The organism is Salmonella sp. SAL00653 (assembly GCF_046552515.1).
In the GTDB taxonomy this organism is placed as follows: domain Bacteria; phylum Pseudomonadota; class Gammaproteobacteria; order Enterobacterales; family Enterobacteriaceae; genus Salmonella; species Salmonella enterica.
Map to the genome: position 1 here is coordinate 70,097 of NZ_JBGDTY010000018.1, position 25,504 is coordinate 95,600.

The window sequence follows — 25,504 nt, forward strand, 5'->3', positions numbered from 1 at the left end:
GAGTACGTCATAACGGCAGGTCAGGAGGGAAAGCGAGGCCGCTTAGCGGAAGGGGGACATAAGAAACAGCCAGTAAGAATAACTTACCGGCTGTTTTTACGGTTTGGCGCCTGGGCCGAATTAATCCTGCAGGTCGCCGCAGAAGCGATAACCTTCGCCGTGAATGGTGGCGATGATTTCCGGCGTATCCGGCGTGGATTCGAAATGCTTACGAATACGACGAATGGTAACGTCAACAGTACGGTCATGCGGCTTCAGCTCGCGCCCGGTCATTTTCTTCAACAGCTCTGCGCGCGACTGAATTTTGCCAGGGTTTTCGCAGAAGTGAAGCATCGCGCGGAACTCGCTGCGCGGTAGTTTATACTGCTCGCCGTCCGGGCCGATCAGTGAACGACTGTTGATATCCAGTTCCCAACCGTTGAACTTGTAGCTTTCAACGCTACGACGCTCTTCGCTGACGGTACCCAGGTTCATGGTACGGGACAGCAGGTTGCGGGCACGGATGGTCAATTCGCGTGGGTTAAATGGTTTGGTGATGTAATCATCCGCGCCGATTTCGAGGCCGAGAATTTTGTCGACTTCGTTATCGCGGCCCGTCAGGAACATCAGCGCAACGTTAGCCTGTTCACGCAGTTCACGCGCTAACAGGAGACCGTTTTTCCCTGGCAGATTGATATCCATGATCACCAGGTTGATGTCATATTCAGAGAGGATCTGATGCATTTCCGCGCCATCTGTCGCTTCGAATACATCATAGCCTTCCGCTTCGAAAATACTTTTCAACGTGTTGCGTGTTACCAACTCGTCTTCAACGATAAGAATGTGCGGGGTCTGCATGTTTGCTACCTAAATTGCCAACTAAATCGAAACAGGAAGTACAAAAGTCCCTGACCTGCCTGATGCATGTCGCAAATTAACATGATCGGCGTAACATGACTAAAGTACGTAATTGCGTTCTTGATGCACTTTCCATCAACGTCAACAACATCATTAGCTTGGTCGTGGGTACTTTCCCTCTGGACCCGACAGTGTCAAAAACGGCTGTCATCCTAACCATTTTAACAGCAACATAACAGGCTAAGACGTACCGGACACCTAATAAAACTACGCTTCGTTGACATATATCAAGTTCAATTGTAGCACGTTAACAGTTTGATGAAATCATCGTAGCTAAATGCTAGCTTTCATCACAAATTTGCAATATTCCAACTAGTTACGTAAGCCAACTAATAAATGTGATGAATCCAAAGAACAGGATCTATTTTAAATTAAATTATCCTAAATAAACAGCAGGATAACGATGTTCTGTTAACATAAACAGCAATAGTACAGATACGCAATAGTGTAGCGTCTTTTACGAAATCAAAAATGCTTTTTCAGTGATATCCGTTAAAATTTTGTAAATTTGCGAAGCGTAATATGCTTACAAACGCCAGCTAATTTCCTGTAAATTAGTCAAAAAGAGTAATGAAATGCGTGTCACAATTGTTCTTGTCGCTCCCGCCAGAGCGGAAAATATTGGCGCAGCCGCCCGGGCTATGAAGACCATGGGATTTACTGACCTGCGTATTGTCGACAGCCAGGCGCACCTGGAGCCCGCCACCCGTTGGGTCGCACATGGATCTGGAGATATTATTGATAATATTGAGGTTTTTCGCACCCTTGCCGACGCGCTCCACGATGTGGATTTTACCGTCGCGACGACAGCCCGCAGCCGGGCAAAATTTCATTACTACGCTTCGCCCGCTGAACTGGTTCCCTTATTACAGGAAAAATCACGCTGGATGCGTCATGCCGCGCTGGTTTTTGGCCGTGAGGATTCCGGTTTGACCAATGACGAGCTGGCGCTGGCGGATGTATTGACCGGCGTGCCGATGGCGGCGGATTACCCTTCGCTCAATCTGGGTCAGGCGGTCATGGTGTATTGCTATCAATTAGCAGGTTTAATGCAACAGACCACAGAATCCGTTGATATTGCTGATGAATCGCAGTTACAGGCGTTACGCGCGCGCCTTTTACGCCTGCTAACGACTCTGGAGGCGGCCGATGACCACAAATTAACCGACTGGCTACAACAGCGAATCGGCCTGCTGGGACAGCGAGATACGGTAATGTTGCACCGTTTGGTCCATGATATTGAAAAAAAACTAACAAAATAACGTGCTGTAATTTTTAAAATAATAAGAGATTACGTCTGGTTGCAAGAGACCGTGACAGGGGGAATTGGTCGAAAATAAATATATCGCCAGCAGCACATGAACAAGTTTCGGAATGTGATCAATTTAAAAATTTATTGACTTAGGCGGGCAGATACTTTAACCAATATAGGAATACAAGACAGACAAATAAAAATGACAGAGTACACAACATCCATGAACCGCATCAGCACCACCACCATTACCACCATCACCATTACCACAGGTAACGGTGCGGGCTGACGCGTACAGGAAACACAGAAAAAAGCCCGCACCTGAACAGTGCGGGCTTTTTTTTCGACCAGAGATCACGAGGTAACAACCATGCGAGTGTTGAAGTTCGGCGGTACATCAGTGGCAAATGCAGAACGTTTTCTGCGTGTTGCCGATATTCTGGAAAGCAATGCCAGGCAAGGGCAGGTAGCGACCGTACTTTCCGCCCCCGCGAAAATTACCAACCATCTGGTGGCGATGATTGAAAAAACTATCGGCGGTCAGGATGCTTTGCCGAATATCAGCGATGCCGAACGTATTTTTTCTGACCTGCTCGCAGGACTTGCCAGCGCGCAGCCGGGATTCCCGCTTGCACGGTTGAAAATGGTTGTCGAACAAGAATTCGCTCAGATCAAACATGTTCTGCATGGTATCAGCCTGCTGGGTCAGTGCCCGGACAGCATCAACGCCGCGCTGATTTGCCGTGGCGAAAAAATGTCGATCGCGATTATGGCGGGACTCCTGGAGGCGCGTGGACATCGCGTCACGGTGATCGATCCGGTAGAAAAATTGCTGGCGGTGGGCCATTACCTTGAATCTACCGTCGATATCGCGGAATCGACTCGCCGTATCGCCGCCAGCCAGATCCCGGCCGATCACATGATCCTGATGGCGGGCTTTACCGCCGGTAATGAAAAGGGTGAACTGGTGGTGCTGGGCCGTAATGGTTCCGACTATTCCGCCGCCGTGCTGGCCGCCTGTTTACGCGCTGACTGCTGTGAAATCTGGACTGACGTCGATGGCGTGTATACCTGTGACCCGCGCCAGGTGCCGGACGCCAGGCTGTTGAAATCGATGTCCTACCAGGAAGCGATGGAGCTCTCTTACTTCGGCGCCAAAGTCCTTCACCCTCGCACCATAACGCCTATCGCCCAGTTCCAGATCCCCTGTCTGATTAAAAATACCGGCAATCCGCAGGCGCCAGGAACGCTGATCGGCGCGTCCAGCGACGATGATAATCTGCCGGTTAAAGGGATCTCTAACCTTAACAACATGGCGATGTTTAGCGTCTCCGGCCCGGGAATGAAAGGGATGATTGGGATGGCGGCGCGTGTTTTCGCCGCCATGTCTCGCGCCGGGATCTCGGTGGTGCTCATTACCCAGTCCTCCTCTGAGTACAGCATCAGCTTCTGTGTGCCGCAGAGTGACTGCGCGCGTGCCCGCCGTGCGATGCAGGATGAGTTCTATCTGGAGCTGAAAGAGGGGCTGCTGGAGCCGCTGGCGGTTACGGAGCGGTTGGCGATTATCTCTGTTGTCGGCGACGGTATGCGCACGCTACGCGGCATTTCAGCGAAATTCTTCGCCGCGCTGGCGCGGGCTAATATCAATATCGTGGCGATCGCTCAGGGATCTTCTGAGCGTTCCATTTCTGTGGTGGTGAATAACGACGATGCCACCACCGGCGTGCGGGTAACGCACCAGATGCTGTTCAATACCGATCAGGTGATTGAAGTGTTTGTCATTGGCGTCGGCGGCGTCGGCGGCGCGCTACTGGAACAGCTTAAACGTCAGCAAACCTGGCTGAAGAACAAGCACATCGATCTACGCGTGTGCGGTGTGGCGAACTCAAAGGCGTTGCTAACCAATGTGCATGGCCTGAATCTGGACAACTGGCAGGCGGAACTGGCGCAAGCGAACGCGCCGTTCAATCTGGGACGCTTAATTCGCCTGGTGAAAGAATATCATCTACTCAATCCGGTGATTGTTGATTGTACCTCCAGTCAGGCGGTGGCCGACCAGTATGCCGACTTCCTGCGTGAAGGGTTCCATGTGGTGACGCCAAACAAGAAAGCGAACACCTCGTCGATGGACTACTACCATCAGCTACGTTTCGCCGCCGCGCAATCACGGCGCAAATTCTTGTATGACACCAACGTCGGCGCCGGTTTGCCGGTAATCGAAAACCTGCAAAACCTGCTGAATGCGGGTGATGAACTGCAAAAATTTTCCGGCATTCTTTCCGGGTCGCTCTCTTTTATTTTCGGTAAACTGGAAGAGGGGATGAGTCTCTCACAGGCGACCGCCCTGGCGCGCGAGATGGGCTATACCGAACCCGATCCGCGCGACGATCTTTCCGGTATGGATGTGGCGCGGAAACTGTTGATCCTCGCCCGCGAGACGGGCCGCGAGCTGGAGCTTTCCGATATTGTGATTGAACCGGTGTTGCCGGACGAGTTTGACGCCTCCGGCGATGTGACCACCTTTATGGCGCATCTGCCGCAGCTTGACGACGCGTTTGCCGCCCGTGTGGCGAAAGCTCGTGATGAAGGTAAGGTATTGCGCTATGTGGGCAATATCGAAGAGGATGGCGTGTGCCGCGTGAAGATTGCCGAAGTTGATGGTAACGATCCGCTCTTCAAAGTGAAAAACGGTGAAAACGCGCTGGCGTTCTACAGCCACTATTATCAGCCCTTGCCGTTGGTGCTGCGCGGCTACGGCGCAGGCAATGATGTGACGGCGGCGGGCGTGTTTGCCGATCTGTTACGAACCCTCTCATGGAAGTTAGGAGTTTAACATGGTGAAAGTGTATGCCCCGGCTTCCAGCGCGAACATGAGCGTCGGTTTCGACGTGTTGGGCGCGGCCGTCACACCCGTTGACGGCACGTTGCTGGGCGATGTGGTATCCGTTGAAGCAGCGGACCATTTCCGTCTGCATAACCTGGGGCGATTTGCCGATAAACTGCCGCCGGAGCCGCGTGAAAATATTGTTTATCAGTGCTGGGAACGTTTTTGCCAGGCATTGGGGAAAACCATCCCGGTGGCGATGACGCTGGAAAAAAATATGCCGATTGGTTCCGGGTTAGGGTCCAGCGCCTGTTCCGTCGTCGCCGCGCTGGTCGCGATGAATGAGCACTGCGGCAAACCGTTAAACGACACGCGTCTGTTGGCGCTGATGGGCGAGCTGGAAGGCCGTATCTCCGGCAGCATCCATTACGATAACGTCGCGCCGTGCTTTCTTGGCGGTATGCAGCTGATGATTGAAGAAAACGGCATTATTAGTCAGCAGGTGCCGGGCTTTGATGAGTGGCTATGGGTACTGGCTTATCCGGGCATTAAAGTTTCTACCGCAGAAGCACGGGCCATTTTACCTGCGCAGTATCGCCGTCAGGATTGCATTGCGCATGGACGGCATCTGGCCGGTTTTATTCACGCCTGTTACTCGCGGCAGCCGCAGCTTGCCGCCGCGCTGATGAAAGATGTTATTGCCGAACCATACCGCGCGCGTTTACTGCCGGGCTTTAGCCAGGCGCGACAGGCGGTGTCGGAGATCGGCGCGCTGGCGAGCGGGATTTCCGGGTCGGGGCCGACGCTGTTTGCGCTATGCGATAAACCGGAGACGGCGCAGCGCGTCGCGGACTGGCTGAGCAAACATTATCTGCAAAATCAGGAAGGCTTCGTTCATATTTGCCGGCTGGATACGGCGGGCGCACGAGTAGTGGGATAATCAATGAAACTCTATAATCTGAAAGACCATAATGAGCAGGTCAGCTTTGCGCAGGCCGTCACGCAAGGACTGGGCAAACAGCAGGGACTTTTTTTTCCGCACGAACTGCCGGAGTTTAGCCTGACGGAAATTGATGAGATGCTCAACCAGGACTTTGTCAGCCGTAGCGCAAAGATTCTCTCGGCATTTATTGGCGATGAAATACCGCAGCAAATTCTGGAAGAGCGCGTCCGCGCGGCGTTTGCGTTCCCGGCGCCGGTAGCGCAGGTAGAAAGCGATGTCGGCTGCCTGGAGCTGTTCCATGGTCCGACGCTGGCCTTTAAAGACTTCGGCGGGCGTTTTATGGCGCAAATGCTGACGCATATCAGCGGCGACAAACCGGTGACGATTCTGACCGCAACGTCAGGCGATACCGGCGCGGCGGTGGCTCACGCGTTCTATGGCCTGGAAAATGTGCGGGTCGTCATTCTCTACCCGCGCGGTAAAATCAGTCCGTTGCAGGAAAAACTGTTCTGTACGCTGGGCGGCAACATTGAAACCGTGGCGATCGACGGCGATTTCGACGCTTGCCAGGCGCTGGTGAAACAGGCATTTGATGACGAAGAACTGAAAACGGCGCTGGGGCTGAATTCGGCTAATTCGATTAATATCAGCCGCCTGTTGGCGCAAATTTGCTACTACTTTGAAGCCGTGGCGCAACTGCCGCAGGGGGCGCGTAACCAACTGGTGATCTCCGTCCCCAGCGGCAACTTTGGCGATTTGACGGCAGGGCTGCTGGCGAAGTCGTTAGGCCTACCGGTGAAACGTTTTATCGCCGCCACCAACGTCAACGACACGGTGCCGCGTTTTCTGCATGACGGAAAGTGGGCGCCGAAAGCGACGCAGGCGACCCTGTCGAATGCGATGGATGTCAGCCAGCCGAATAACTGGCCGCGCGTGGAGGAGCTATTCCGCCGTAAAATCTGGCGTCTGACTGAGCTGGGCTATGCGGCGGTGGATGACACTACGACACAACAGACGATGCGCGAGCTGAAAGCGAAAGGTTATATCTCGGAACCTCATGCGGCGGTAGCGTATCGGGCATTACGCGACCAGTTAAACCCTGGCGAGTATGGCTTGTTTCTCGGAACGGCGCATCCGGCGAAGTTTAAAGAAAGCGTGGAGTCCATTCTGGGAGAAACGCTGGCCTTGCCTGAAGCGCTCGCCGAACGCGCCGATCTGCCGCTGCTTTCACATCATCTGCCTGCGGATTTTGCCGCCCTGCGTAAGCTGATGATGACCCGCCAGTAACCATTGCGCCCGGTGGCGCTGTCGCTTACCGGGCCTATGGGGTGGTGTCGATTTGTAGGCCGGATAAGGCGTAACCGCCATCCGGCGATGCCGTTACTGCTCGTAGCGTTTAAAGACCAGCTCGTCTTGTGTGGAGGTTTCTTCATCAAAGAAATACCCTTCACGGTCAAACGCGGTAAGCTGTTCCGGCTTCGTTAAGCGGTTTTCAATAATAAAACGGCTCATCAGTCCGCGCGCTTTTTTGGCGTAGAAGCTTACCACCTTAAACTTGCCGTTTTTCTCATCAAGGAACACGGGCTTAATCAGTTCGGCATTCAGTTTCTTCGGCTTCACCGATTTAAAATATTCCTCGGAGGCCAGATTCACTACCACCCGATCGCCCTGCGCCTCAAGCGCTTCGTTGAGCTTATCGGTAATGATATCGCCCCAGAATTGATAAAGATCTTTGCCGCGCGGATTCTCCAGGCGAATCCCCATCTCCAGACGATAAGGCTGCATTAAATCCAGCGGGCGCAATACGCCATACAAGCCAGAGAGCATACGCAGATGTTGTTGAGCAAAATCAAAATCCGCGTCGTTGAACGTTTCCGCCTGTAGGCCAGTATAAACATCGCCTTTGAACGCCAGAATCGCCTGGCGTGCATTATCCGGCGTAAAATGAGGCTGCCAGTCATGAAAACGCGTGGCGTTGAGATCCGCCAGTTTGTCGCTAATTCCCATCAGCCTGGAAATTTGCGGCGCCGAAAGCTGGCGGGCCTGTTGAATAAGCTGCTGGCTGTGATCCAACAGCTCCGGCTGGGTATAGCGGGTCGTGGCCAGCGGGCTTTGATAATCAAGCGTTTTTGCAGGTGAAATCAGAATCAGCATATCCAGTCCTTGCAGGGAATTTTCTGCGACTTTAGCAAAAAAACGCCGCAGAGTTGACCGATGGTTGCGATTGTCGGCTTAATCGCGCGATGCCGCCTCCCAGGTATCTGGCGCCAGTTGTGGTTCGATATCCGGGAAGCGCCGCGGATCGAACTGCGGTCTTACGCCCAGTTTCCGTTGTCGCAGATAATCGCCGGCGAGGGTATACACCACCGGTGAGAGCAACAAAATCGCCGTCAGATTGGTAATAGCCATACAGGCCATGATCATGTCAGCAAGCTGCCATATCAGCGGAAAACTGATGAGCGTACCGGCGATGACCATGCCAAGCGTCGCAAGGCGTAATAGCCAGATGGCCTTTGCGTTATGTAACCGCAGAAAAAACAGATTGTTCTCGGCGTAAATATAGTTGGCGACGATAGAACTGAACGCGAACAGAATGACGATAAGCGCGACAAAACTGGCGCCCCATTCACCGGTCAACGAAACCATTGCATGTTGGAGAAGCTGAATGCCTTCTGTTGACGAATGGGACGCGTGATTCCCCGCCAGCAGGATAATCATCGCGCTGGCGGTACAGATGATAATGGTGTCGCTGAATACGCCAATCATTTGCACAATCCCCTGCGCGACAGGGTGAGGGGGATACGACGTTGCCGCTGCGGCCGCATTAGGCGTTGACCCCATTCCCGCTTCATTAGAGAACATCCCACGCTGAAAACCGCTGGTAATAGCCTGGGTGAGCGTATATCCGGCTGCGCCTGCCGCGGCTTCCTGCCAGCCAAATGCGCTTTTGACTATCGAGGCGATAACACCAGGCATTTGCTCAATATGCCAGAGGCAAATGAATACGCTGCCGGCGACCCACAATAACGCGATGATGGGAATCAGCCATTGCATCAGGCGGGCGACGCCTTTGATGCCGCGGATGATAATTAACAGGGCACAGAACGCCAGAGCAATGCCGGAGATAAGCGGCGGAATGTTGAAGGCGAAATGGAGCGCGCGTGAGACGGCATTCGCCTGCACGCTATTAAAAATCAACCCGTAGGCGACGAGCAGAAAGAGGGCGAAAACCACGCCCATCCAGCGCATTCCCAGCCCACGCGCCATATACCACGCCGGGCCGCCGCGGAACTGGCCTGTCGGGTCGCGTTCTTTATAAAGCTGGGCAAGCGAACACTCGGCGAAGGAGGTCGCCATGCCAATGATGGCCGAGACCCACATCCAGAATACCGCGCCGGGACCGCCTGCGGCGATAGCCAGCGCCACGCCGGCCAGATTACCGCTGCCAATCCGCGCCGCGAGGCTGGTACACAGCGCCTGAAATGACGTCAGGCCGCCTGGCTGCGGGCTAAGGCTGCCTTTCAGGCTGCGGCCAAATTGGCGAATATAACGAAATTGAATGAATCCGGTACGCCAGGTAAACCAACATCCTGCGCCGAGCAGCAGGTAAATCATTACCGAGCCCCAGAGTATTTCGTTAATAAAACTGAAAAACTCAGGCATTAACGTCCCTCTTGTTGATGCCGTCACGCTTTGATGATCCTGTATAAGCGTGACCCATGATGTAGATGACCTTGTCAGACTAATATTAACGGCAGTTTACCATAAATACGGCGGTATCCTTTAATTGCGCATCAACCGTCGGCAGATACGCAAACAGTGCACAAGGGCAGCCAGGTGCATGTAGGCGGTTGCGCTGTGAGTGCGTCGTGTTATCATCAGGGTAGACCGGTTACATCCCCTAACAAGCTGTTTAAAGAGAAACTCTATCATGACGGACAAATTGACCTCCCTTCGTCAGTTCACCACCGTAGTGGCTGATACCGGAGATATCGCGGCAATGAAGCTGTACCAGCCGCAGGATGCTACAACTAACCCTTCTCTCATTCTTAACGCAGCGCAAATCCCGGAATATCGTAAGCTGATTGACGATGCTGTCGCCTGGGCGAAACAGCAGAGCAGCGACCGCGCGCAGCAGGTTGTTGACGCGACCGATAAGCTGGCGGTGAATATTGGCCTGGAAATCCTGAAGCTGGTGCCGGGGCGTATTTCTACCGAAGTTGACGCGCGTCTGTCTTATGACACTGAAGCGTCTATCGCCAAAGCAAAACGTATCATTAAACTCTACAATGATGCGGGTATCAGCAACGATCGTATCCTGATCAAGCTGGCGTCCACCTGGCAGGGCATTCGCGCAGCCGAACAGCTGGAAAAAGAAGGCATCAACTGTAACCTGACGCTGCTGTTCTCCTTCGCGCAGGCGCGTGCGTGCGCCGAAGCTGGCGTCTACCTGATCTCGCCGTTCGTAGGTCGTATTCTTGACTGGTATAAAGCCAATACCGACAAGAAAGACTATGCGCCAGCTGAAGATCCGGGCGTGGTTTCCGTAACGGAAATCTACGAGTACTACAAACAGCATGGTTACGAAACCGTCGTTATGGGCGCAAGCTTCCGTAACGTAGGCGAAATTCTGGAGCTGGCGGGCTGCGACCGTCTGACTATCGCGCCGGCATTGCTGAAAGAACTGGCGGAAAGCGAAGGGGCGATTGAGCGTAAGCTCTCTTTCTCCGGCGAAGTCAAAGCGCGTCCGGAACGCATTACCGAAGCCGAGTTCCTGTGGCAGCATCACCAGGACCCTATGGCGGTTGACAAACTGGCGGATGGTATCCGTAAGTTTGCGGTAGACCAGGAAAAACTGGAAAAAATGATCGGCGATCTGCTGTAATCATTAACGCGTGGCCCTGATATGGGTCACGCTACCTCTTCTGAAACCTGTCTGTCCTTCCTTTCGCAGTGTATCATTCTGTTTAACGAGACTGTTTAAACGGAATAATTATGGATACCTTACGTATTGGCTTAGTTTCTATCTCCGACCGCGCTTCCAGCGGCGTTTACCAGGATAAAGGCATTCCTGCGCTTGAGGAGTGGCTCGCTTCTGCGCTGACCACGCCTTTCGAGGTCCAACGGCGCTTAATTCCTGATGAACAGGAAATTATCGAGCAAACGTTGTGTGAACTGGTCGATGAGATGAGCTGTCATCTGGTGCTGACCACTGGCGGTACCGGTCCGGCGCGTCGCGACGTCACGCCGGACGCGACCCTTGCCATCGCCGACCGTGAAATGCCTGGTTTTGGCGAACAGATGCGCCAGATCAGCCTGCGCTTTGTGCCGACCGCCATTCTTTCCCGCCAGGTGGGCGTTATCCGTAAACAGGCGTTAATTCTTAATCTGCCTGGACAGCCAAAATCGATCAAAGAAACGCTGGAAGGCGTAAAAGCGGACGATGGCAGCGTTAGCGTGCCGGGCATTTTTGCGAGCGTGCCGTATTGCATACAGCTGCTTGACGGGCCGTATGTCGAAACCGCGCCGGAAGTGGTTGCCGCTTTCCGTCCGAAGAGCGCCAGACGTGAGAATATGTCGTCCTGACCGGAAAATACTGATAGTAGGGTTATTCCTCCCGGTGCGGGAGGAATAAAAGAGATTTAGTGCGCCTCGCCGATTGGCAGAATAGTGCGGCCAAATTGCTCGTTTAGCACTTCACCCATCGCCAGATAAATAGCGCTGGCGCCGCAAACCAGACCAACCCAGCCTGCGATATGGATAGTTGCTTCGTTACCGGTGATATTGCCGACCGCCAGCAGAGCGAACAGTACGGTCAGGCTCAGGAAAACAAATTGCAGCGCGCGGGCGGCTTTCAGCGTACCGAAGAACATAAACAGCGTGAACACGCCCCACAGACCTAAATAAGCGCCGAGTAGCTGAGCGTCAGGCGCATCCGTCAGACCCATTTTCGGCATCAGCAGGATAGCGACCAGCGTCAGCCAGAACGAACCGTAAGAGGTAAAGGCCGTTAAACCAAAGGTATTGCCTTTTTTGTACTCCAGCAGACCGGCAAAAATTTGCGCGATACCGCCGTAGAAAATCCCCATCGCCAGAATAATACCGTCCAGGGCGAAAAAACCGGCATTGTGCAGGTTAAGCAGAATGGTGGTCATGCCGAAGCCCATCAGGCCCAGCGGTGCCGGATTAGCCAACTTAGTGTTGCCCATAATTCCTCAAAATCATCATAATTGAATGGTGAAATAGTTTCCCAGAATAACGAGTTCCGTATTCGGGGCGCGGCATAATAATCAGGGGGAAGAGGACTGTCTATGATCTAATAAGGGGGAAAAGAAAATATTTCCCCCAGTGAGGGCATTCACGCCTGAACGGCTGCCATCATTCGTCGCAGGCAGGCTATTTGCAAGACCGCCGGAATAGTCACGCGATACGCGCTGCCGCTCATCGCTTTGACGCCGTTTAATGCCGCGCCGACCGGGCCGCCAAGACCTGCGCCGCGCAGCAATCCGTGGCCCAGGATGCTCATTGCGGCATGGGTACGCAAAATGCGGGTAAGCTGGGTGGAAAGCAGGTGGGAGACCCCTTTTGCCAGACTGCGATCTTTCATGAGCAGCGACAGCAGTTCTTCCAGTTCAGAAACTTTGGCGTCTACGGCTTGCAGAAATTCCTGCTTATGCGCCGCGTCCATCTTCTGCCAGGTATGACGTAAAAAATGCTCCAGCAGTTGCTGTTCTATTTCAAACGTCGACATGCTTTTATCTGCTTTGAGTTTTAGCCGTTTTGCGACATCCAGCAGAATCGCGCGGTACTGTTTTCCGTGTCCGCGCAATTTGTTGGCGATACTGTCGCCGCCGTAATGCTGAAACTCGCCGGCAATGAGCTGCCAGTTACGGCGGTGTTGCTCCGGGTGACCTTCCATCGCTTTGAACAGTTCGTTATGACTAAGGACGCTCGACAAGCGAGCCTTGCCCTTTTCGTTATGCGTCAGCAAACGGGCGAAATCGGCGAGTTGTTCTTCGCTACAATGCTGAAGAAAGTCTAAATCCTCGTCGTGTAAATAGGTGACGTTCATTTTCAGTCTGGCTTTTGGAATAGAAATAACAGCGATTAATCGTCGCCAATGACTTTAAGTCTCGCCATATCGGAAGAATTTACCGTATGGCCTGAGAAGGTAATCTTTGATACGCAGCGTTTGTTGTCGTTATCGCTATTAATATTGATCCAGCCTGTTGTCTGGCCCTCTTTGATTGAGGAAGGGACGTTCAGGCTTTGGCTGGCGCTACGCGCAGTTTTAAAATAGACGGATGCGCCGCTAAGTTCGATGTCGCCGTGATCCGCCGTGAGTTGAATGCGCTTCACGATGCGGCAGACGGGAATTTTCAGCGTGAGATCGTTCGTTTCATTTCTGGGCATGGCAATAACACCCAGTATTTTATGGTCGTTCGCGTGCGCGACGCTACTTAACGCCAGGCCGAAAAGCAGGCTGGCGGAAATCGTTAACACAGATCGCATGGAATTTCTCTTTGACGGGTTCAATAAGCAATACCGTCTATCATACTCTGCTCATGGCAACGATTCAGTTTTGTAATATTTTCTTTTTATTACAATTTTTCTGTGAATAGTATTCGTTTTTTAATTTATTTCATGAATATTTATCTGTCTGGTTTTCCATCGCGCCCTCTCGTCACTAAAAAATTTTTTCATCTCCCCCTTGATGACGTGGGTTACGACCCCATCTTGTAGTCAACCGCAGTGGTGAGTCTGAAAAAAAACGATTCAGGGTAGTTGAAACCGCACGTTTCGCCCTTATTACAGATTCACAACCACATGATGACCGAATTTTTAGTGGAGACGTTTAGATGGGTAAAATTATTGGTATCGACCTGGGTACTACCAACTCTTGTGTAGCGATTATGGATGGAACGCAGGCACGCGTGCTGGAGAACGCCGAGGGCGATCGCACTACGCCTTCTATCATTGCTTATACCCAGGATGGTGAAACTCTGGTTGGTCAGCCGGCTAAACGTCAGGCAGTGACAAACCCGCAAAACACCCTGTTTGCGATTAAACGCCTGATTGGCCGCCGCTTCCAGGACGAAGAAGTTCAACGTGACGTTTCTATCATGCCGTACAAAATCATCGGCGCCGACAACGGCGACGCATGGCTTGATGTGAAAGGTCAGAAAATGGCGCCGCCGCAGATTTCTGCCGAAGTGCTGAAGAAAATGAAGAAAACGGCTGAAGATTATCTGGGCGAACCGGTAACTGAAGCGGTTATCACCGTACCGGCTTACTTTAACGATGCGCAGCGTCAGGCTACCAAAGATGCTGGTCGTATCGCGGGGCTGGAAGTTAAACGTATAATCAACGAACCGACTGCCGCAGCGCTGGCTTACGGTCTGGATAAAGAAGTCGGCAACCGTACTATCGCGGTTTACGACCTCGGTGGTGGTACTTTCGATATCTCTATTATCGAAATCGACGAAGTTGATGGCGAAAAAACCTTTGAAGTTCTGGCAACCAACGGTGATACCCACCTGGGTGGTGAAGACTTCGATACCCGCCTGATCAACTACCTCGTTGACGAGTTTAAGAAAGATCAGGGCATTGACCTGCGTAACGATCCGCTGGCCATGCAGCGCCTGAAAGAAGCCGCAGAAAAAGCCAAAATCGAGCTGTCTTCTGCGCAGCAGACCGACGTGAACCTGCCGTACATTACCGCAGATGCCACCGGTCCGAAACACATGAACATCAAAGTGACTCGTGCGAAACTGGAAAGCCTGGTTGAAGATCTGGTGAACCGTTCTATCGAGCCGCTGAAAGTCGCACTGCAGGACGCTGGCCTATCCGTGTCTGATATCAACGACGTGATCCTCGTTGGCGGTCAGACCCGTATGCCAATGGTGCAGAAAAAAGTGGCTGAGTTCTTTGGTAAAGAGCCGCGTAAAGACGTTAACCCGGACGAAGCTGTGGCTATCGGCGCAGCGGTACAGGGCGGCGTGTTGACCGGTGATGTGAAAGACGTACTGCTGCTGGACGTTACCCCGCTGTCTCTGGGTATCGAAACGATGGGTGGCGTGATGACTCCGCTTATCACCAAAAACACCACCATCCCGACCAAGCACAGCCAGGTGTTCTCTACTGCGGAAGACAACCAGTCTGCGGTAACCATCCATGTGCTGCAGGGTGAGCGTAAGCGTGCGTCTGATAACAAATCTCTGGGTCAGTTCAACCTGGATGGCATCAACCCGGCGCCGCGCGGTATGCCGCAGATCGAAGTCACCTTCGATATCGATGCTGACGGTATCCTGCACGTCTCCGCGAAAGATAAAAATAGCGGTAAAGAGCAGAAGATCACTATCAAGGCGTCTTCTGGTCTGAACGAGGAAGAAATTCAGAAAATGGTTCGCGATGCAGAAGCGAACGCTGAATCCGACCGTAAGTTCGAAGAGCTGGTCCAGACCCGTAACCAGGGCGACCATCTGCTGCACAGCACCCGTAAGCAGGTTGAAGAAGCAGGCGATAAACTGCCGGCTGATGACAAAACCGCTATCGAGTCTGCCCTGAACGCGCTGGAAACTGCCCTGAAAGGCGAAGATAAAGCCGCTATCGAAGCGAAAATGCAGGAACTGGCGCAGGTTTCCCAGAAACTGATGGAAATCGCTCAGCAGCAACATGCGCAGCAGCAGGCTGGCTCCGCTGAGGCTTCTGCAAACAACGCGAAAGATGACGACGTTGTCGACGCTGAGTTTGAAGAAGTAAAAGATAAAAAATAATCGCCCTTTGAACGGGTAATTACTGGCACGGGCGAAGAGGTTTCCTCTCCGCCCGTGTATGCATGTTAAGGGCAGATAAAAAGAGATGGCGAAAAGAGATTACTACGAGATTTTAGGCGTTTCCAAAACAGCGGAAGAGCGTGAAATCAAAAAGGCGTATAAGCGCCTGGCCATGAAATATCATCCGGACCGCAATCAGGGTGATAAAGAGGCCGAAGCTAAGTTTAAAGAGATTAAAGAAGCCTACGAAGTGCTGACCGATGCGCAAAAACGCGCAGCCTACGATCAGTATGGTCACGCCGCGTTTGAACAAGGCGGTATGGGCGGCGGATTTGGCGGCGGCTTTAATGGCGGCGCTGATTTCAGTGATATCTTTGGTGACGTTTTTGGCGATATCTTTGGCGGCGGGCGTGGTCGCCAACGTGCGGCGCGTGGGGCTGATTTGCGTTATAACATGGATCTCACCTTGGAAGAAGCGGTGCGTGGCGTGACCAAAGAGATCCGTATTCCGACGCTGGAGGAGTGCGACGTTTGCCACGGCAGCGGCGCGAAAGCTGGTACGCAACCGCAAACCTGTCCGACCTGTCATGGTTCTGGTCAGGTACAGATGCGCCAGGGATTCTTTGCTGTACAGCAGACCTGCCCACACTGTCAGGGCCGCGGTACGCTGATCAAAGATCCGTGCCATAAATGTCACGGTCATGGGCGTGTTGAAAAGAGTAAAACTCTGTCCGTTAAAATCCCGGCGGGCGTGGATACCGGCGATCGTATTCGTCTGGCAGGCGAGGGCGAAGCGGGCGAGCATGGCGCACCGGCAGGCGACTTGTACGTTCAGGTCCAGGTGAAACAACACCCTATTTTCGAGCGTGAAGGCAATAATCTTTATTGCGAAGTGCCGATCAACTTTGCGATGGCGGCGCTCGGCGGTGAAATTGAAGTGCCGACGTTAGATGGTCGCGTGATGCTGAAAGTACCGAGCGAAACACAAACGGGCAAGCTGTTCCGTATGCGCGGCAAAGGCGTGAAGTCCGTACGCGGTGGCGCGCAGGGCGATTTGCTGTGCCGTGTGGTAGTTGAAACGCCGGTCGGTCTGAGCGAAAAACAGAAGCAATTGCTAAAAGATCTTCAGGAAAGTTTTGGCGGCCCGACGGGAGAGAAAAACAGCCCGCGTTCAAAAAGCTTCTTTGACGGCGTGAAAAAATTCTTTGACGATTTGACTCGCTAATCTTTTCCCGTTGTATTTTTCTTCAGCCCGGGTGTATATCCGGGCTTTTTTCTGCCTGTACGCGCCCAGGCTTCTGTTAAACGCATCGTATCCTCTCATTTGTTGATATTTTGTTTTTACTGATAAACAAATTGATGTTAATCAGCAGTTTTGTATACGCTTATTCTTTAAAAAAACGTGATGTGATGACATTAATGATTGCTTTTTTAGATGCTGTGAATTGATTTATCTTGAGTATTATCTATATTGCTTTTTTTAGTTTCCGGAGGCAGACAGCGAATGGGATCGAAAGGTGCCAACAAGAGCTTTGATTATAATTTAATCAAAATTCTTGACGCTGTTATTTTGTCAGGAAATGCGGCTATGGCGGCAAAAAAGTTAGGCATTACACCGGCTGCCGTTTCTCTGGCGTTAAAGCGCCTGCAGAGTTATTACCCGGAAGAACTGTTTAGCAGAGGGAAAGGCGGGCTCATCCCCACAGCTAAGGCTGTCGACATTCACCAAAATTTCAGTCAGGTGATGAAACTGGTGGATGACACATTTCTCTGTAATAGCAAAAAAGATGAAGCGTTCCAGATAACGTTATTAGGCAGTGATATTGTTGAAAGCTATTATCTTTCTCAGCTCTATAACAGCGATATATTTGACCGTATTTTGATAAATCATTTCACTGTCAGAAATATGAGTCGGGAGCATATCAGCGAACTTCTGTTTACTGCGCAAGGCGATCTGTTGATTAGTGCCGAACCTTTGCTGGAGTCCGGCATAGAGAATCAAATCATTGATAGTTTTAAATCATTTGTTTGTATCTGCAGCAGTAAACACATGCTGAGTATCCTCTCACAACTGTCGCTACATCATTTTTATTCTTCGCGTCATGCGTTATATCAGCCGGGGATGGGGGCTTCAGTGATATATCATGATAGTGAATTATTTAAGGATGAGCTTTACTATACTGGCAGGCGTATTGTCGGCTATCGCAGTGATTCGCTTAACGGTTTGATGAGCATGATCGAACGAACCTCATTGATTGCATTGATGCCTTTGAAATTAGCGCTTTTTTATAAAAATCATCGTAAATATGACATTAAATTTATTCAGCCTCCGCCCGAACTGGCTTTGAAGTCAGTTCAGGTTTATGCATCCTGGAATAAAAATAGTAGAAATATATCGACGATTAATGAGATGGTAAGTATGTTACAAACACTTTCCTCCTTCCGTCGCTAATACACCTCATTTTTACGCTTTGATTTAATATGGTTTTAAATGATGTGCTTTGATTTTTACCCTCCTGACAGGGCGCTTACACTCCTTGTGTTAATTATTCATTTATAATGATTTCGGAGTGTTAAAATGTCTATTCCCAACCATGTGTCGACAACGGAAGTTGTGCTATTGGAGCTAGAGATCTTACTCACTATTATTTCGATTGGCGCGTGGGGAGGCTTTGTCAGCTATCTTTTACGCAAAGATAAGACAGAATATAATAGTTCTCATGAAAGTATTAAATATTGCTTAACGCAGATCGTGATTTCCTGCTTCACCAGTTTCTTGTTAAGCGCGATTGCGATCGAAAAAGAATGCAGTTTCAACATTGTTCTGTTGGCGGCAGGCTTAGGCGGTATTTTCGCGAGTCCGATCTTAAAGATTCTTGGGCGGCGGATTAAAAAAATTATCGAAAGTAATAATTCAGATTAATTATCATTTGCAGTATCAGGCTCATCCGTGAGCCTTTTACGCGTCTTTTTTCAGCCTGGTCTAGGTCACTCTATTCTTGATCCAGCCATAAATAAATTGTTCGTTATTGTGGTTTTTCTCAGCAACGTTTAAGTAGTACGTGCCCTGACTGCAATTGAGGGCTTTCACCAAAACGGCTTCCCCTTCCTGGCCTCGCCAGGCCAAATAATGTTCGAGAGCGGCAAGCGTCCGCGGGCCAATATTGCCATCCACATGAATATCCGGGTAGCGTTTACCTTCGTGATTAAAGACGTTCAACCAGCGTTGCAGCCACGCGCTGGGGTGGTAAGCGCCTATGTTGACTGCCGCATCGCACAGCTCGAAGGAGACTGGCCACGATAGCGTCGAGATGACGTCAAAACCTGGTTTTATCCAGTAATCCTCTTCGAGAATCGCGTAGGCTTCAGCGTGGGTCAGATCCCGCATATCGCCAGCATAGCCATGCGCTCGCGCCGTGGCTTCGGTAATGCCCCAATGGGTGGCGCCGCCTTTATCTTTAGGGTTAAATACGTAACCGCCTTCAAGCGCAATAATTCCATCTATAATTGGATTCATCTTCCCTTTCCTTCGCTTAGTGAATATGCAGATACATGAGAGAACCTAACGTTACTGAAAATACGGTCGTCAGGGCGGCGATGGTTTGCCGTACAATCTGTTTTTTTCTTCCCTTTGTTTCGCTATCCGTCGCGATAATGGCGATATCACTATTCACTTTGAGACCTTGTCTTGGAGTGGTAATAAAAAGATCGTTAATACCAAGCGCTTTAAGGTCACGTCTGATTAAATAGAGAATCTGCGTTAGATTTGCATCATTAACATAATGGCTTCGACTTCCCCATAACGCAGTGGTTATTTTTTGTCGCTCGATAATCTCCAGATGAGCATTCATCGATGATGAAACTGAGACATTTGGCTCTCATCGCAGTCATTTTAATAACCTGTGAATTTGAGACCGTCCTCAGTTCATATTTACCTTCATTGTAAATGCAATTGCTATTAATGATATAAGTTTTCATAACGTCTTCCTTTAGAAATGTACATCCTGGTTGTCTGTGGTGACTATATTGTATGAGAAATGTCTTAATCCAATAAATGTCACTGGTTTTATTGTATTGTCATTGTCTATAGCGAGTGTAATCACATTATTTCATTGTAATTAAATGATATTTAATTACATGATAAATGATATTTACTATGTTCTCACCAGAACGGAGTAAGCGGGCGCTGAGAGGTGTTGTTTTCTCTTCGTTAGACGGTGTTGTTAACCTCATTTTTATGATTTTTATATCATCTAAAAAGATGATGTTTTGTGATTAGCTATTTTTTATGCCTGTAACGATTATGGACCCCGCAGAACGAGCTGCGACAATTTTGAAACGTAAAAGGAAATTTGAAAATGGCTACAAGCAAACTGATTCAAGGCGATACAATTACTGAAACTACTCATGCAGCGAATGGTTTTGACCCTGCAACAAGCGATGATAAAATAAGCTATACTTCCGCTCGTGTTGCGAAACCGGTATACAATAAATATAAAAATTCCACGACTAAACCGAAGGTATTCGGTTATTACACCGACTGGTCACAGTATGACAGCCGTCTGCAAGGCAATATGTCCCAACCGGGCCGTGGTTATGATTTAACCAAAGTTTCACCGACGGCTTATGACAAACTGATTTTTGGCTTTGTTGGCATCACCGGTTTCAGAAAAATTGATACAGAAGACCGCGATGTCGTAGCAGAAGCGGCAGCGCTGTGCGGCAAAGTGAAATATGAGCCGACCTTCCTCGACCCATGAGGCGACTTCCAGTCTTATATCAACCTCGGCTTTGATGTCAGCGGCTGGGATGTGGATCCGAAGACTGTAACTCAGTCTAACGCCAAGGGTCTGCTGGGCGCGCTGCGTGATATGCAGGCAAAAGCGAAAGCCGCAGGTCACACGCTGGCGCTCTCCATGAGTATCGGCGGCTGGAGCATGAGTAACGGGTTCCACGAAACCGCCGCTTCTGACTCTTCTCGTAAAATCTTCGCCAAAGGCGTGGTGAAACTGTTCAAACAGTTCCCGATGTTCAGCGAAGTGGATATTGACTGGGAATACCCGAACAATGAAGGGGCGGGCAACCCGTTTGGTCCGGAAGATGGCGCTAACTACGCGCTGCTGATTGCCGAACTGCGTAAACAGCTGGATTCCGCTGGTCTGAGCAATGTGAAGATCTCTATTGCCGCTTCTGCTGTCACTACTATTTTTGACTATGCGAAAGTAAAAGATCTGATGGCTGCCGGCCTGTATGGCATCAACCTGATGACCTATGACTTCTTCGGTACGCCGTGGGCGGAAACGCTGGGCCACCACACCAACCGCAAAGCGCTGGAAGAGGGCGGCTGGGCTGTCGAAACTATCGTTGATCACCTGCTGGCGGAAGGTTTCTCCGCTGACCGTATCAACATCGGTTATGCCGGCTATACCCGTAACGCTCGTCAGGTAGAAATTGAATCCCTGTCGCCGCTGAAAGGTTCTTACAACCCAGGTTCAGGCCCTACTACCGGTTCCTTCGAATCCGGCACCAGCGAATGGTATGACGTCATTTATAGCTACCTGGATCTGGAAAACCAGAAAGGCCGTAACGGTTTCAACGTTTACACCGACCAGGTCGCTGATGCTGACTACCTGTATAGCCCGGAATCCAAACTGTTTTTATCCCTGGATACGCCGCGTACTGTCAAAGCAAAAGGCGAATATGCAGCGAAACTGGGCCTGGGCGGCGTGTTTACCTGGACTATCGATCAGGACAACGGCGTGCTGGTTAACGCCGTGCGTGAAGGTCTGGGTTATGAAATCGAATCTGAAGTTATCGATATGGAACCGTTCTACTTTGAAGGTATCAATGTAGAAAAAGATGAAGAGCAGAGCGACAGCGACGACGCGCAGAAGGTCAACCACGCGCCGAAAGCGGCGATTGAACTGATGGTTGTAGGCGGATCTACGGTACAGCTGTCTGGCGCAGGTTCTTCTGATGAAGATAACGATGAGTTGTCCTTTAGCTGGGGCGTGCCTTCTCAAATCGATGTGGCAGACAAAACGGCAGAAATCATTGAGGTTGTGGTACCGGAAGTTAGCGAAAAAACAGCCTTTCAGTTCACCCTGTTTGTACGCGACTGCTACAACGAACCGTCTTCTCAACAGCGCTTTGTTCTGACGGCTGTGCCTGCGCTATCTCAGGTTCAACCGGAACCGGAAGAGGAAGAAGAGATTATCGTTCCTGTACCGGACGAGGAAGAAGATACCACGCCGGCTGAGCATGATACGCCAGCAGATGACAAAACGTCACCTTACGCGCAGTGGGATGCTTCTACCGTTTATGGCGCAAACTGGGGTTCTTTCGAAATCGTTAGCTGGAAAGGCCATAACTATCAGGTGAAATGGTGGTCTATGGGCAACCAGCCTGACCTGAACTGCGGTGTCGGCGGTGCATGGACCGATCTTGGCGCTTACTAATACACGGTATTAAGCCGATGTATTGGGCTTCATGATTCAAGCCCCGGTTTACCGGGGCTTTTCTCCACCAGGGACAGAGGAAGAGTAGACCATGACCATTTCCATTCACGCCAGCGCATTTGACGTCAACAGCTGGTATCAAAAAATCACCTTAACTTTCATCAATGAGAGCGGTAATGCGGTCGATATGAACCATGCCGCAATATCATTCACGGCTTCCGGGCACATCGATCCATGGGGAAATAGCGGCGGTACGCTCAAAGGGAACCTGCCGCTTACGCTGAATGAGAGTTCGTATGGCACGCTGGAAACTAACAACATCATCATTAATAACAGCGATGCATTACTTCTTCAGCCGGGCGAACGCGGGACGCTCTCTTTCAGCCTCGCGGCGACGCAGGTGCCGGTAAAAATGTCCGCCATCACCTTGACGCTGGCGTCATCGTCATCCGAAGACGCAGAGTCTGAAACCCCATCCGATCAGGAGACGCCAGCGATACCCGCCGCAGACGAACAACCCGCCGAACCCGATGTGCCGGAAAAGGACAATGACCTTCAGGAACACGGCCTTACGCTTAACGTTAGCGAGTTGAATACCGCAAGTTGGTATCAACGCGTCACCTTTACGCTGACCAACCTCTACGCCCAGGCGGTAGATCTCAATCAGCTTCAACTGAATTTTACGGCCAGCGCGCACCCCGATCCCTACAGTCCGTTTCAGGGAACAATGTTGGGGAATCAGGCCGTGACGCTGGCCAGCGATGGGGGATGGCCCATCGAGAAGAATACCATCACCATTAATCATGACGGCGCGCTGATGCTGGCGGCGGGGGATACCGCCGAATTACAGTGCTATCTGGCCGCCACGCAGATGCCAGTTGCCATCAGCGATTTGAACGCGACGTTGGCCCATGATCCTGCCCGTCAGGGAAAAGTTTGCGTTCATTTTCCTGCCATGACGCAGACCGTGGCGCTCAAACCGGTGATTGAGCTGCTGTTTCCTGCCGGCGAAACCCGGCGCTTTGTCGGTGAGTGGGGCGAGGTTCTGACAATAGGCGATCTTAGCGCAGGAACGTATCGGCTTACCGTACCGGTACTGGTGAATGATGAGATGCAAATCGCGCCAGTCGAGTCCTCTTTTACCGTTACGCTGCAATCCGGCGATGCCGCCGCGCAGGTCCAGGTATCCTGTCTGCCGATTGTCCGTTATGCCAGCGCGCGTCTGATGATTGACGCCCCTGCGCTTGGTAATGCGAAATTGACCGTTGAGATCGCCGATGCTACGCAAGCGGATGAGCGTACCGTCACGCTGATCGCCAACCAACCGCAGTTAATCACCCGGCTACTGGCGGGGCATCATTATACGGTCAATCTACAGCCTGCGATGATTAATAACCGCTTTATAGCGGCACCCATACAGCTTACGGGTTTTATCCCTGCTGCGGCGCAGGTTGCCGAGGTTGCTGTCGCTTACCAACAGTCAGCGCTCGACACGGCGAGTTTCGTGACGGTGGATGCCACTATACTGGGTCTGCCCGATGGCGTCGCGCCGCAGCGTTATCTGTTCAGCAGCGGTAAATATCAATACTCATTAATGCTGGAGAGCGGCAGCGAGCGGCAGACGTTGGCATTACGCTTTGCGCCCGGGCTGTATGATGTTCAGACGGACGATATTTTCATCGACAGCGTGCCGTGGCGTTGTGAACAGGCCGGGCCGCTACGGTTGTTGCAAAAGGTCAACCATGTGGCGCTGGAGTTTCTGCCCGGCGTGACGCTACAGGTAAAAGGTTGGCCTGATTACCTTGCTCATGGCGGCGTGACGGTTAACGCGCCAGAGACGGTTTCTCTTTATCGCGATATACCGTTTAGCGCGTTGTTTAAATACGATGGTTTTGACGGCGGCGGCGATCCGGTTCCGGCCGCGGAGGTTGACGTGAACGGGGATGGTTTTCTGGATTACGCGACGTTACCGATCCATAAAACCGTTGCGCTGGTGCGCCAGATAGAAAAAGAAGCCGGGCGTAGCGTCATGCCGGTAATGGTCATTTATACCGCGAATGCCAGCGGCGGTAGCGCGCTGGCGGATTTACAGGATGCGCAAAAGCTACGTAACCATTTTGGTAACTTTATTACCCAGTGTCTGGCGGCGCAGTCATACAAAGATGAGACGCATCCTGTCCCGGCCACCTTTGTGCTTAACCCGGATTTTCTCGGGGCGCTACAGCAAGGACCGTATGGCTATACCGTAGTACGGCAAAAAAACAGTGTGCCGGTGAATGCCCAACTGGCGGCGGCGATACAAGCATTACCGGCGATGGCTGGCTTTATCGTGCCTTCGTTGCCGACGTTTAGCGACGATCTCTACGGCTATATTCAGGCGGTGAACTATCTTGTTCGTCAGTTTGCCCCGGATGTGGCTTTTGGCTGGCAGACGAATGTCTGGGCGACAGGAACGGCGGACTGGGTGCTGCGCGATACCGCTGATCCGGTAGCTGAAGGGCAGGCGATCGCCGAATTTATTCATGAACTGGGCGTTTATAGCGGAGAATATGCGCCGGACTTTATTGCGTTTGATAAATTTGAGCGTGACTGTTTCAGTCCTGATGCGCTTGCCCACTATGGCTGGAATGCGACATGCTGGCTTAATTACCTGGCGATGGTCAAACAGGTGACGAAAGCGCTGCTGACGCCCGCCATGCTGTGGCAAATCCCTGGCGGCCATATGCCTACAGTAGAAGAGGGCGTCAGTAAAATCAGCGCTGCGCACTTTGCATCCGGCGGAACCTTTTTTATGGGTGACGCCCGCATTGGCAGCGATCCTGACACGCTCTCTTTGCAGCTACTCAATACGGCCTTAAATAGCGCGACTTACGGCGTCCCGACCGTCGGCGACTTTTTACGTAAAGATAAAGGGTATGACTGGGGCCAAATGCAGGCGCTGAACCTACCGGACTTTAACGTCTTTTCGATCTTATGGGGCGGTGGTTCTACTATCAGTATTACGACAATCCATTCTAACGGTGAAGACGGCGGCTGGCTGGCGGATAAAATGGTAGAGTATTATGCTGCCCCTCGCTATTTCAGATAATATCACTGCTTATTTGCATTAATCTGGACTATTAGTTTGAGATTCGAAGGCACGTTCTTTCGAATCTCTTTTCCTGCGCCCCCTGACCTCTCATTCTTTATGCGTAATTTGTTATTAATTTTCTGTAATCATTTTGTATTAAGAATTGTCTTAATCTTAAAAATATTGCGTATTAGTGCGTTGTGAATACAGAAATACTGCATAGCGATGTTATTTATTATTAATTTAAGTACTTTTTGAGAGGTTATACTGTGACGCTACATTGA

20 protein-coding genes, 2 pseudogenes and 1 other annotated feature are annotated in these 25,504 nt (G+C 51.2%); of the genes and pseudogenes, 14 read left to right on the forward strand and 8 right to left on the reverse strand.

From position 1 onward, the window contains the following. Nucleotides 1-120 precede the first annotated feature (120 nt). Nucleotides 121-837, reverse strand: coding sequence for a two-component system response regulator ArcA (gene arcA / locus ACLJRU_RS19360; protein WP_001194359.1), 717 nt, complete (start codon nucleotides 835-837; stop codon nucleotides 121-123). 95 nt (nucleotides 838-932) lie between these two features. Between arcA and yjjY the strand changes: the two genes are divergently transcribed. From yjjY to thrC, 6 genes are all read left to right on the forward strand, one after another. Next, nucleotides 933-1,073, forward strand: a complete 141-nt coding sequence (gene yjjY, locus ACLJRU_RS19365) for a protein YjjY (RefSeq protein ID WP_001541509.1) — start codon at nucleotides 933-935, stop codon at nucleotides 1,071-1,073. A 399-nt stretch (nucleotides 1,074-1,472) separates the two neighbouring features. Further along, complete coding sequence (locus ACLJRU_RS19370) at nucleotides 1,473-2,159, forward strand: tRNA/rRNA methyltransferase (protein ID WP_001266780.1); 687 nt, start codon at nucleotides 1,473-1,475, stop codon at nucleotides 2,157-2,159. A gap of 213 nt (nucleotides 2,160-2,372) precedes the next feature. Beyond that, the gene (gene thrL / locus ACLJRU_RS19375) at nucleotides 2,373-2,438 is read left to right on the forward strand and encodes a thr operon leader peptide (protein WP_001575544.1); all 66 of its coding nucleotides are present in this window, start codon (nucleotides 2,373-2,375) and stop codon (nucleotides 2,436-2,438) included. Continuing rightward, nucleotides 2,374-2,494: a sequence feature (Thr leader region), on the forward strand. Its footprint overlaps the gene before it by 65 nt. A gap of 25 nt (nucleotides 2,495-2,519) precedes the next feature. After that, nucleotides 2,520-4,982, forward strand: coding sequence for a bifunctional aspartate kinase/homoserine dehydrogenase I (gene thrA, locus ACLJRU_RS19380; RefSeq protein ID WP_001264678.1), 2,463 nt, complete (start codon nucleotides 2,520-2,522; stop codon nucleotides 4,980-4,982). Nucleotide 4,983: 1 nt separating this feature from the next. Then, nucleotides 4,984-5,913, forward strand: coding sequence for a homoserine kinase (gene thrB, locus ACLJRU_RS19385; protein ID WP_000241685.1), 930 nt, complete (start codon nucleotides 4,984-4,986; stop codon nucleotides 5,911-5,913). Between the two features lie 3 nt (nucleotides 5,914-5,916). Then, nucleotides 5,917-7,203 carry a threonine synthase gene (gene thrC / locus ACLJRU_RS19390; protein ID WP_000781110.1) on the forward strand — a complete coding sequence of 429 codons (1,287 nt, stop codon included), beginning with the start codon at nucleotides 5,917-5,919 and terminating at the stop codon, nucleotides 7,201-7,203. Nucleotides 7,204-7,296: 93 nt separating this feature from the next. On the opposite strand, the gene yaaA is transcribed toward thrC, so the two are convergent. Continuing rightward, a complete protein-coding gene (yaaA, locus tag ACLJRU_RS19395; protein ID WP_000906175.1) occupies nucleotides 7,297-8,070 on the reverse strand; it encodes a peroxide stress protein YaaA in 774 nt (257 codons plus the stop codon). 78 nt (nucleotides 8,071-8,148) lie between these two features. Then, entirely contained in the window at nucleotides 8,149-9,579 is a 1,431-nt protein-coding gene (locus ACLJRU_RS19400) for an alanine/glycine:cation symporter family protein (protein ID WP_001113800.1), read from the reverse strand. 268 nt (nucleotides 9,580-9,847) lie between these two features. Here ACLJRU_RS19400 and tal point away from each other — a divergent pair, with 268 nt between their 5' ends. Continuing rightward, nucleotides 9,848-10,801: a transaldolase gene (tal, locus tag ACLJRU_RS19405; RefSeq protein WP_000130175.1), complete on the forward strand. Its 954-nt coding sequence runs from the start codon at nucleotides 9,848-9,850 to the stop codon at nucleotides 10,799-10,801. Between the two features lie 110 nt (nucleotides 10,802-10,911). Beyond that, nucleotides 10,912-11,502, forward strand: a complete 591-nt coding sequence (mog, locus tag ACLJRU_RS19410) for a molybdopterin adenylyltransferase (protein WP_000380373.1) — start codon at nucleotides 10,912-10,914, stop codon at nucleotides 11,500-11,502. A gap of 56 nt (nucleotides 11,503-11,558) precedes the next feature. Here the strand turns inward: mog and satP are convergent, their stop codons facing one another. From satP to ACLJRU_RS19425, 3 genes are all read right to left on the reverse strand, one after another. Then, a complete protein-coding gene (satP, locus tag ACLJRU_RS19415; RefSeq protein ID WP_000528527.1) occupies nucleotides 11,559-12,125 on the reverse strand; it encodes an acetate uptake transporter in 567 nt (188 codons plus the stop codon). A gap of 149 nt (nucleotides 12,126-12,274) precedes the next feature. Then, on the reverse strand, nucleotides 12,275-12,988 hold the full coding sequence (msyB, locus tag ACLJRU_RS19420) for an acidic protein MsyB (RefSeq protein ID WP_001538889.1): 714 nt from the start codon (nucleotides 12,986-12,988) through the stop codon (nucleotides 12,275-12,277). 35 nt (nucleotides 12,989-13,023) lie between these two features. Then, nucleotides 13,024-13,428: a DUF2541 family protein gene (locus ACLJRU_RS19425; RefSeq protein WP_001258090.1), complete on the reverse strand. Its 405-nt coding sequence runs from the start codon at nucleotides 13,426-13,428 to the stop codon at nucleotides 13,024-13,026. Between the two features lie 347 nt (nucleotides 13,429-13,775). On the opposite strand from ACLJRU_RS19425, the gene dnaK reads away from it, so the two are divergent. The 4 genes from dnaK to ACLJRU_RS19445 all read left to right on the forward strand — a co-directional run bounded on the left by dnaK (nucleotide 13,776) and on the right by ACLJRU_RS19445 (nucleotide 18,615). Further along, nucleotides 13,776-15,692, forward strand: coding sequence for a molecular chaperone DnaK (gene dnaK / locus ACLJRU_RS19430; RefSeq protein WP_001538890.1), 1,917 nt, complete (start codon nucleotides 13,776-13,778; stop codon nucleotides 15,690-15,692). A gap of 85 nt (nucleotides 15,693-15,777) precedes the next feature. Further along, nucleotides 15,778-16,917, forward strand: coding sequence for a molecular chaperone DnaJ (dnaJ, locus tag ACLJRU_RS19435; RefSeq protein WP_001119009.1), 1,140 nt, complete (start codon nucleotides 15,778-15,780; stop codon nucleotides 16,915-16,917). Nucleotides 16,918-17,196: 279 nt separating this feature from the next. Next, nucleotides 17,197-18,144 (forward strand): LysR family transcriptional regulator, encoded by a 948-nt coding sequence (locus ACLJRU_RS19440; RefSeq protein ID WP_001538891.1) that lies wholly within the window; start codon nucleotides 17,197-17,199, stop codon nucleotides 18,142-18,144. A gap of 126 nt (nucleotides 18,145-18,270) precedes the next feature. Further along, nucleotides 18,271-18,615, forward strand: a complete 345-nt coding sequence (locus ACLJRU_RS19445) for a phage holin family protein (protein ID WP_001538892.1) — start codon at nucleotides 18,271-18,273, stop codon at nucleotides 18,613-18,615. A 60-nt stretch (nucleotides 18,616-18,675) separates the two neighbouring features. On the opposite strand, the gene ACLJRU_RS19450 is transcribed toward ACLJRU_RS19445, so the two are convergent. Both ACLJRU_RS19450 and ACLJRU_RS19455 read right to left on the reverse strand, forming a co-directional pair. Continuing rightward, nucleotides 18,676-19,209: a glycoside hydrolase family 108 protein gene (locus ACLJRU_RS19450; RefSeq protein ID WP_001068132.1), complete on the reverse strand. Its 534-nt coding sequence runs from the start codon at nucleotides 19,207-19,209 to the stop codon at nucleotides 18,676-18,678. A gap of 16 nt (nucleotides 19,210-19,225) precedes the next feature. Further along, nucleotides 19,226-19,670, reverse strand: a pseudogene (locus ACLJRU_RS19455) (winged helix-turn-helix domain-containing protein). 380 nt (nucleotides 19,671-20,050) lie between these two features. On the opposite strand from ACLJRU_RS19455, the pseudogene ACLJRU_RS19460 reads away from it, so the two are divergent. Together ACLJRU_RS19460 and ACLJRU_RS19465 are read left to right on the forward strand one after the other, a co-directional pair. Further along, nucleotides 20,051-22,150: pseudogene (locus ACLJRU_RS19460) on the forward strand (glycosyl hydrolase family 18 protein). A gap of 91 nt (nucleotides 22,151-22,241) precedes the next feature. Further along, nucleotides 22,242-25,238, forward strand: a complete 2,997-nt coding sequence (locus tag ACLJRU_RS19465; RefSeq protein ID WP_023234705.1) for a hypothetical protein — start codon at nucleotides 22,242-22,244, stop codon at nucleotides 25,236-25,238. Nucleotides 25,239-25,504: the final 266 nt, after the last annotated feature.

Coding starts and splice junctions, on each gene's coding strand:
- arcA (WP_001194359.1), bottom strand. CDS start 837: ATGCAGACCCCGCACATTCTTATCGTTGAAGACGAGTTGGTAACACGC.
- yjjY (WP_001541509.1), top strand. CDS start 933: ATGACTAAAGTACGTAATTGCGTTCTTGATGCACTTTCCATCAACGTC.
- ACLJRU_RS19370 (WP_001266780.1), top strand. CDS start 1,473: ATGCGTGTCACAATTGTTCTTGTCGCTCCCGCCAGAGCGGAAAATATT.
- thrA (WP_001264678.1), top strand. CDS start 2,520: ATGCGAGTGTTGAAGTTCGGCGGTACATCAGTGGCAAATGCAGAACGT.
- thrB (WP_000241685.1), top strand. CDS start 4,984: ATGGTGAAAGTGTATGCCCCGGCTTCCAGCGCGAACATGAGCGTCGGT.
- thrC (WP_000781110.1), top strand. CDS start 5,917: ATGAAACTCTATAATCTGAAAGACCATAATGAGCAGGTCAGCTTTGCG.
- yaaA (WP_000906175.1), bottom strand. CDS start 8,070: ATGCTGATTCTGATTTCACCTGCAAAAACGCTTGATTATCAAAGCCCG.
- ACLJRU_RS19400 (WP_001113800.1), bottom strand. CDS start 9,579: ATGCCTGAGTTTTTCAGTTTTATTAACGAAATACTCTGGGGCTCGGTA.
- tal (WP_000130175.1), top strand. CDS start 9,848: ATGACGGACAAATTGACCTCCCTTCGTCAGTTCACCACCGTAGTGGCT.
- mog (WP_000380373.1), top strand. CDS start 10,912: ATGGATACCTTACGTATTGGCTTAGTTTCTATCTCCGACCGCGCTTCC.
- satP (WP_000528527.1), bottom strand. CDS start 12,125: ATGGGCAACACTAAGTTGGCTAATCCGGCACCGCTGGGCCTGATGGGC.
- msyB (WP_001538889.1), bottom strand. CDS start 12,988: ATGAACGTCACCTATTTACACGACGAGGATTTAGACTTTCTTCAGCAT.
- ACLJRU_RS19425 (WP_001258090.1), bottom strand. CDS start 13,428: ATGCGATCTGTGTTAACGATTTCCGCCAGCCTGCTTTTCGGCCTGGCG.
- dnaK (WP_001538890.1), top strand. CDS start 13,776: ATGGGTAAAATTATTGGTATCGACCTGGGTACTACCAACTCTTGTGTA.
- dnaJ (WP_001119009.1), top strand. CDS start 15,778: ATGGCGAAAAGAGATTACTACGAGATTTTAGGCGTTTCCAAAACAGCG.
- ACLJRU_RS19440 (WP_001538891.1), top strand. CDS start 17,197: ATGGGATCGAAAGGTGCCAACAAGAGCTTTGATTATAATTTAATCAAA.
- ACLJRU_RS19445 (WP_001538892.1), top strand. CDS start 18,271: ATGTCTATTCCCAACCATGTGTCGACAACGGAAGTTGTGCTATTGGAG.
- ACLJRU_RS19450 (WP_001068132.1), bottom strand. CDS start 19,209: ATGAATCCAATTATAGATGGAATTATTGCGCTTGAAGGCGGTTACGTA.
- ACLJRU_RS19465 (WP_023234705.1), top strand. CDS start 22,242: ATGACCATTTCCATTCACGCCAGCGCATTTGACGTCAACAGCTGGTAT.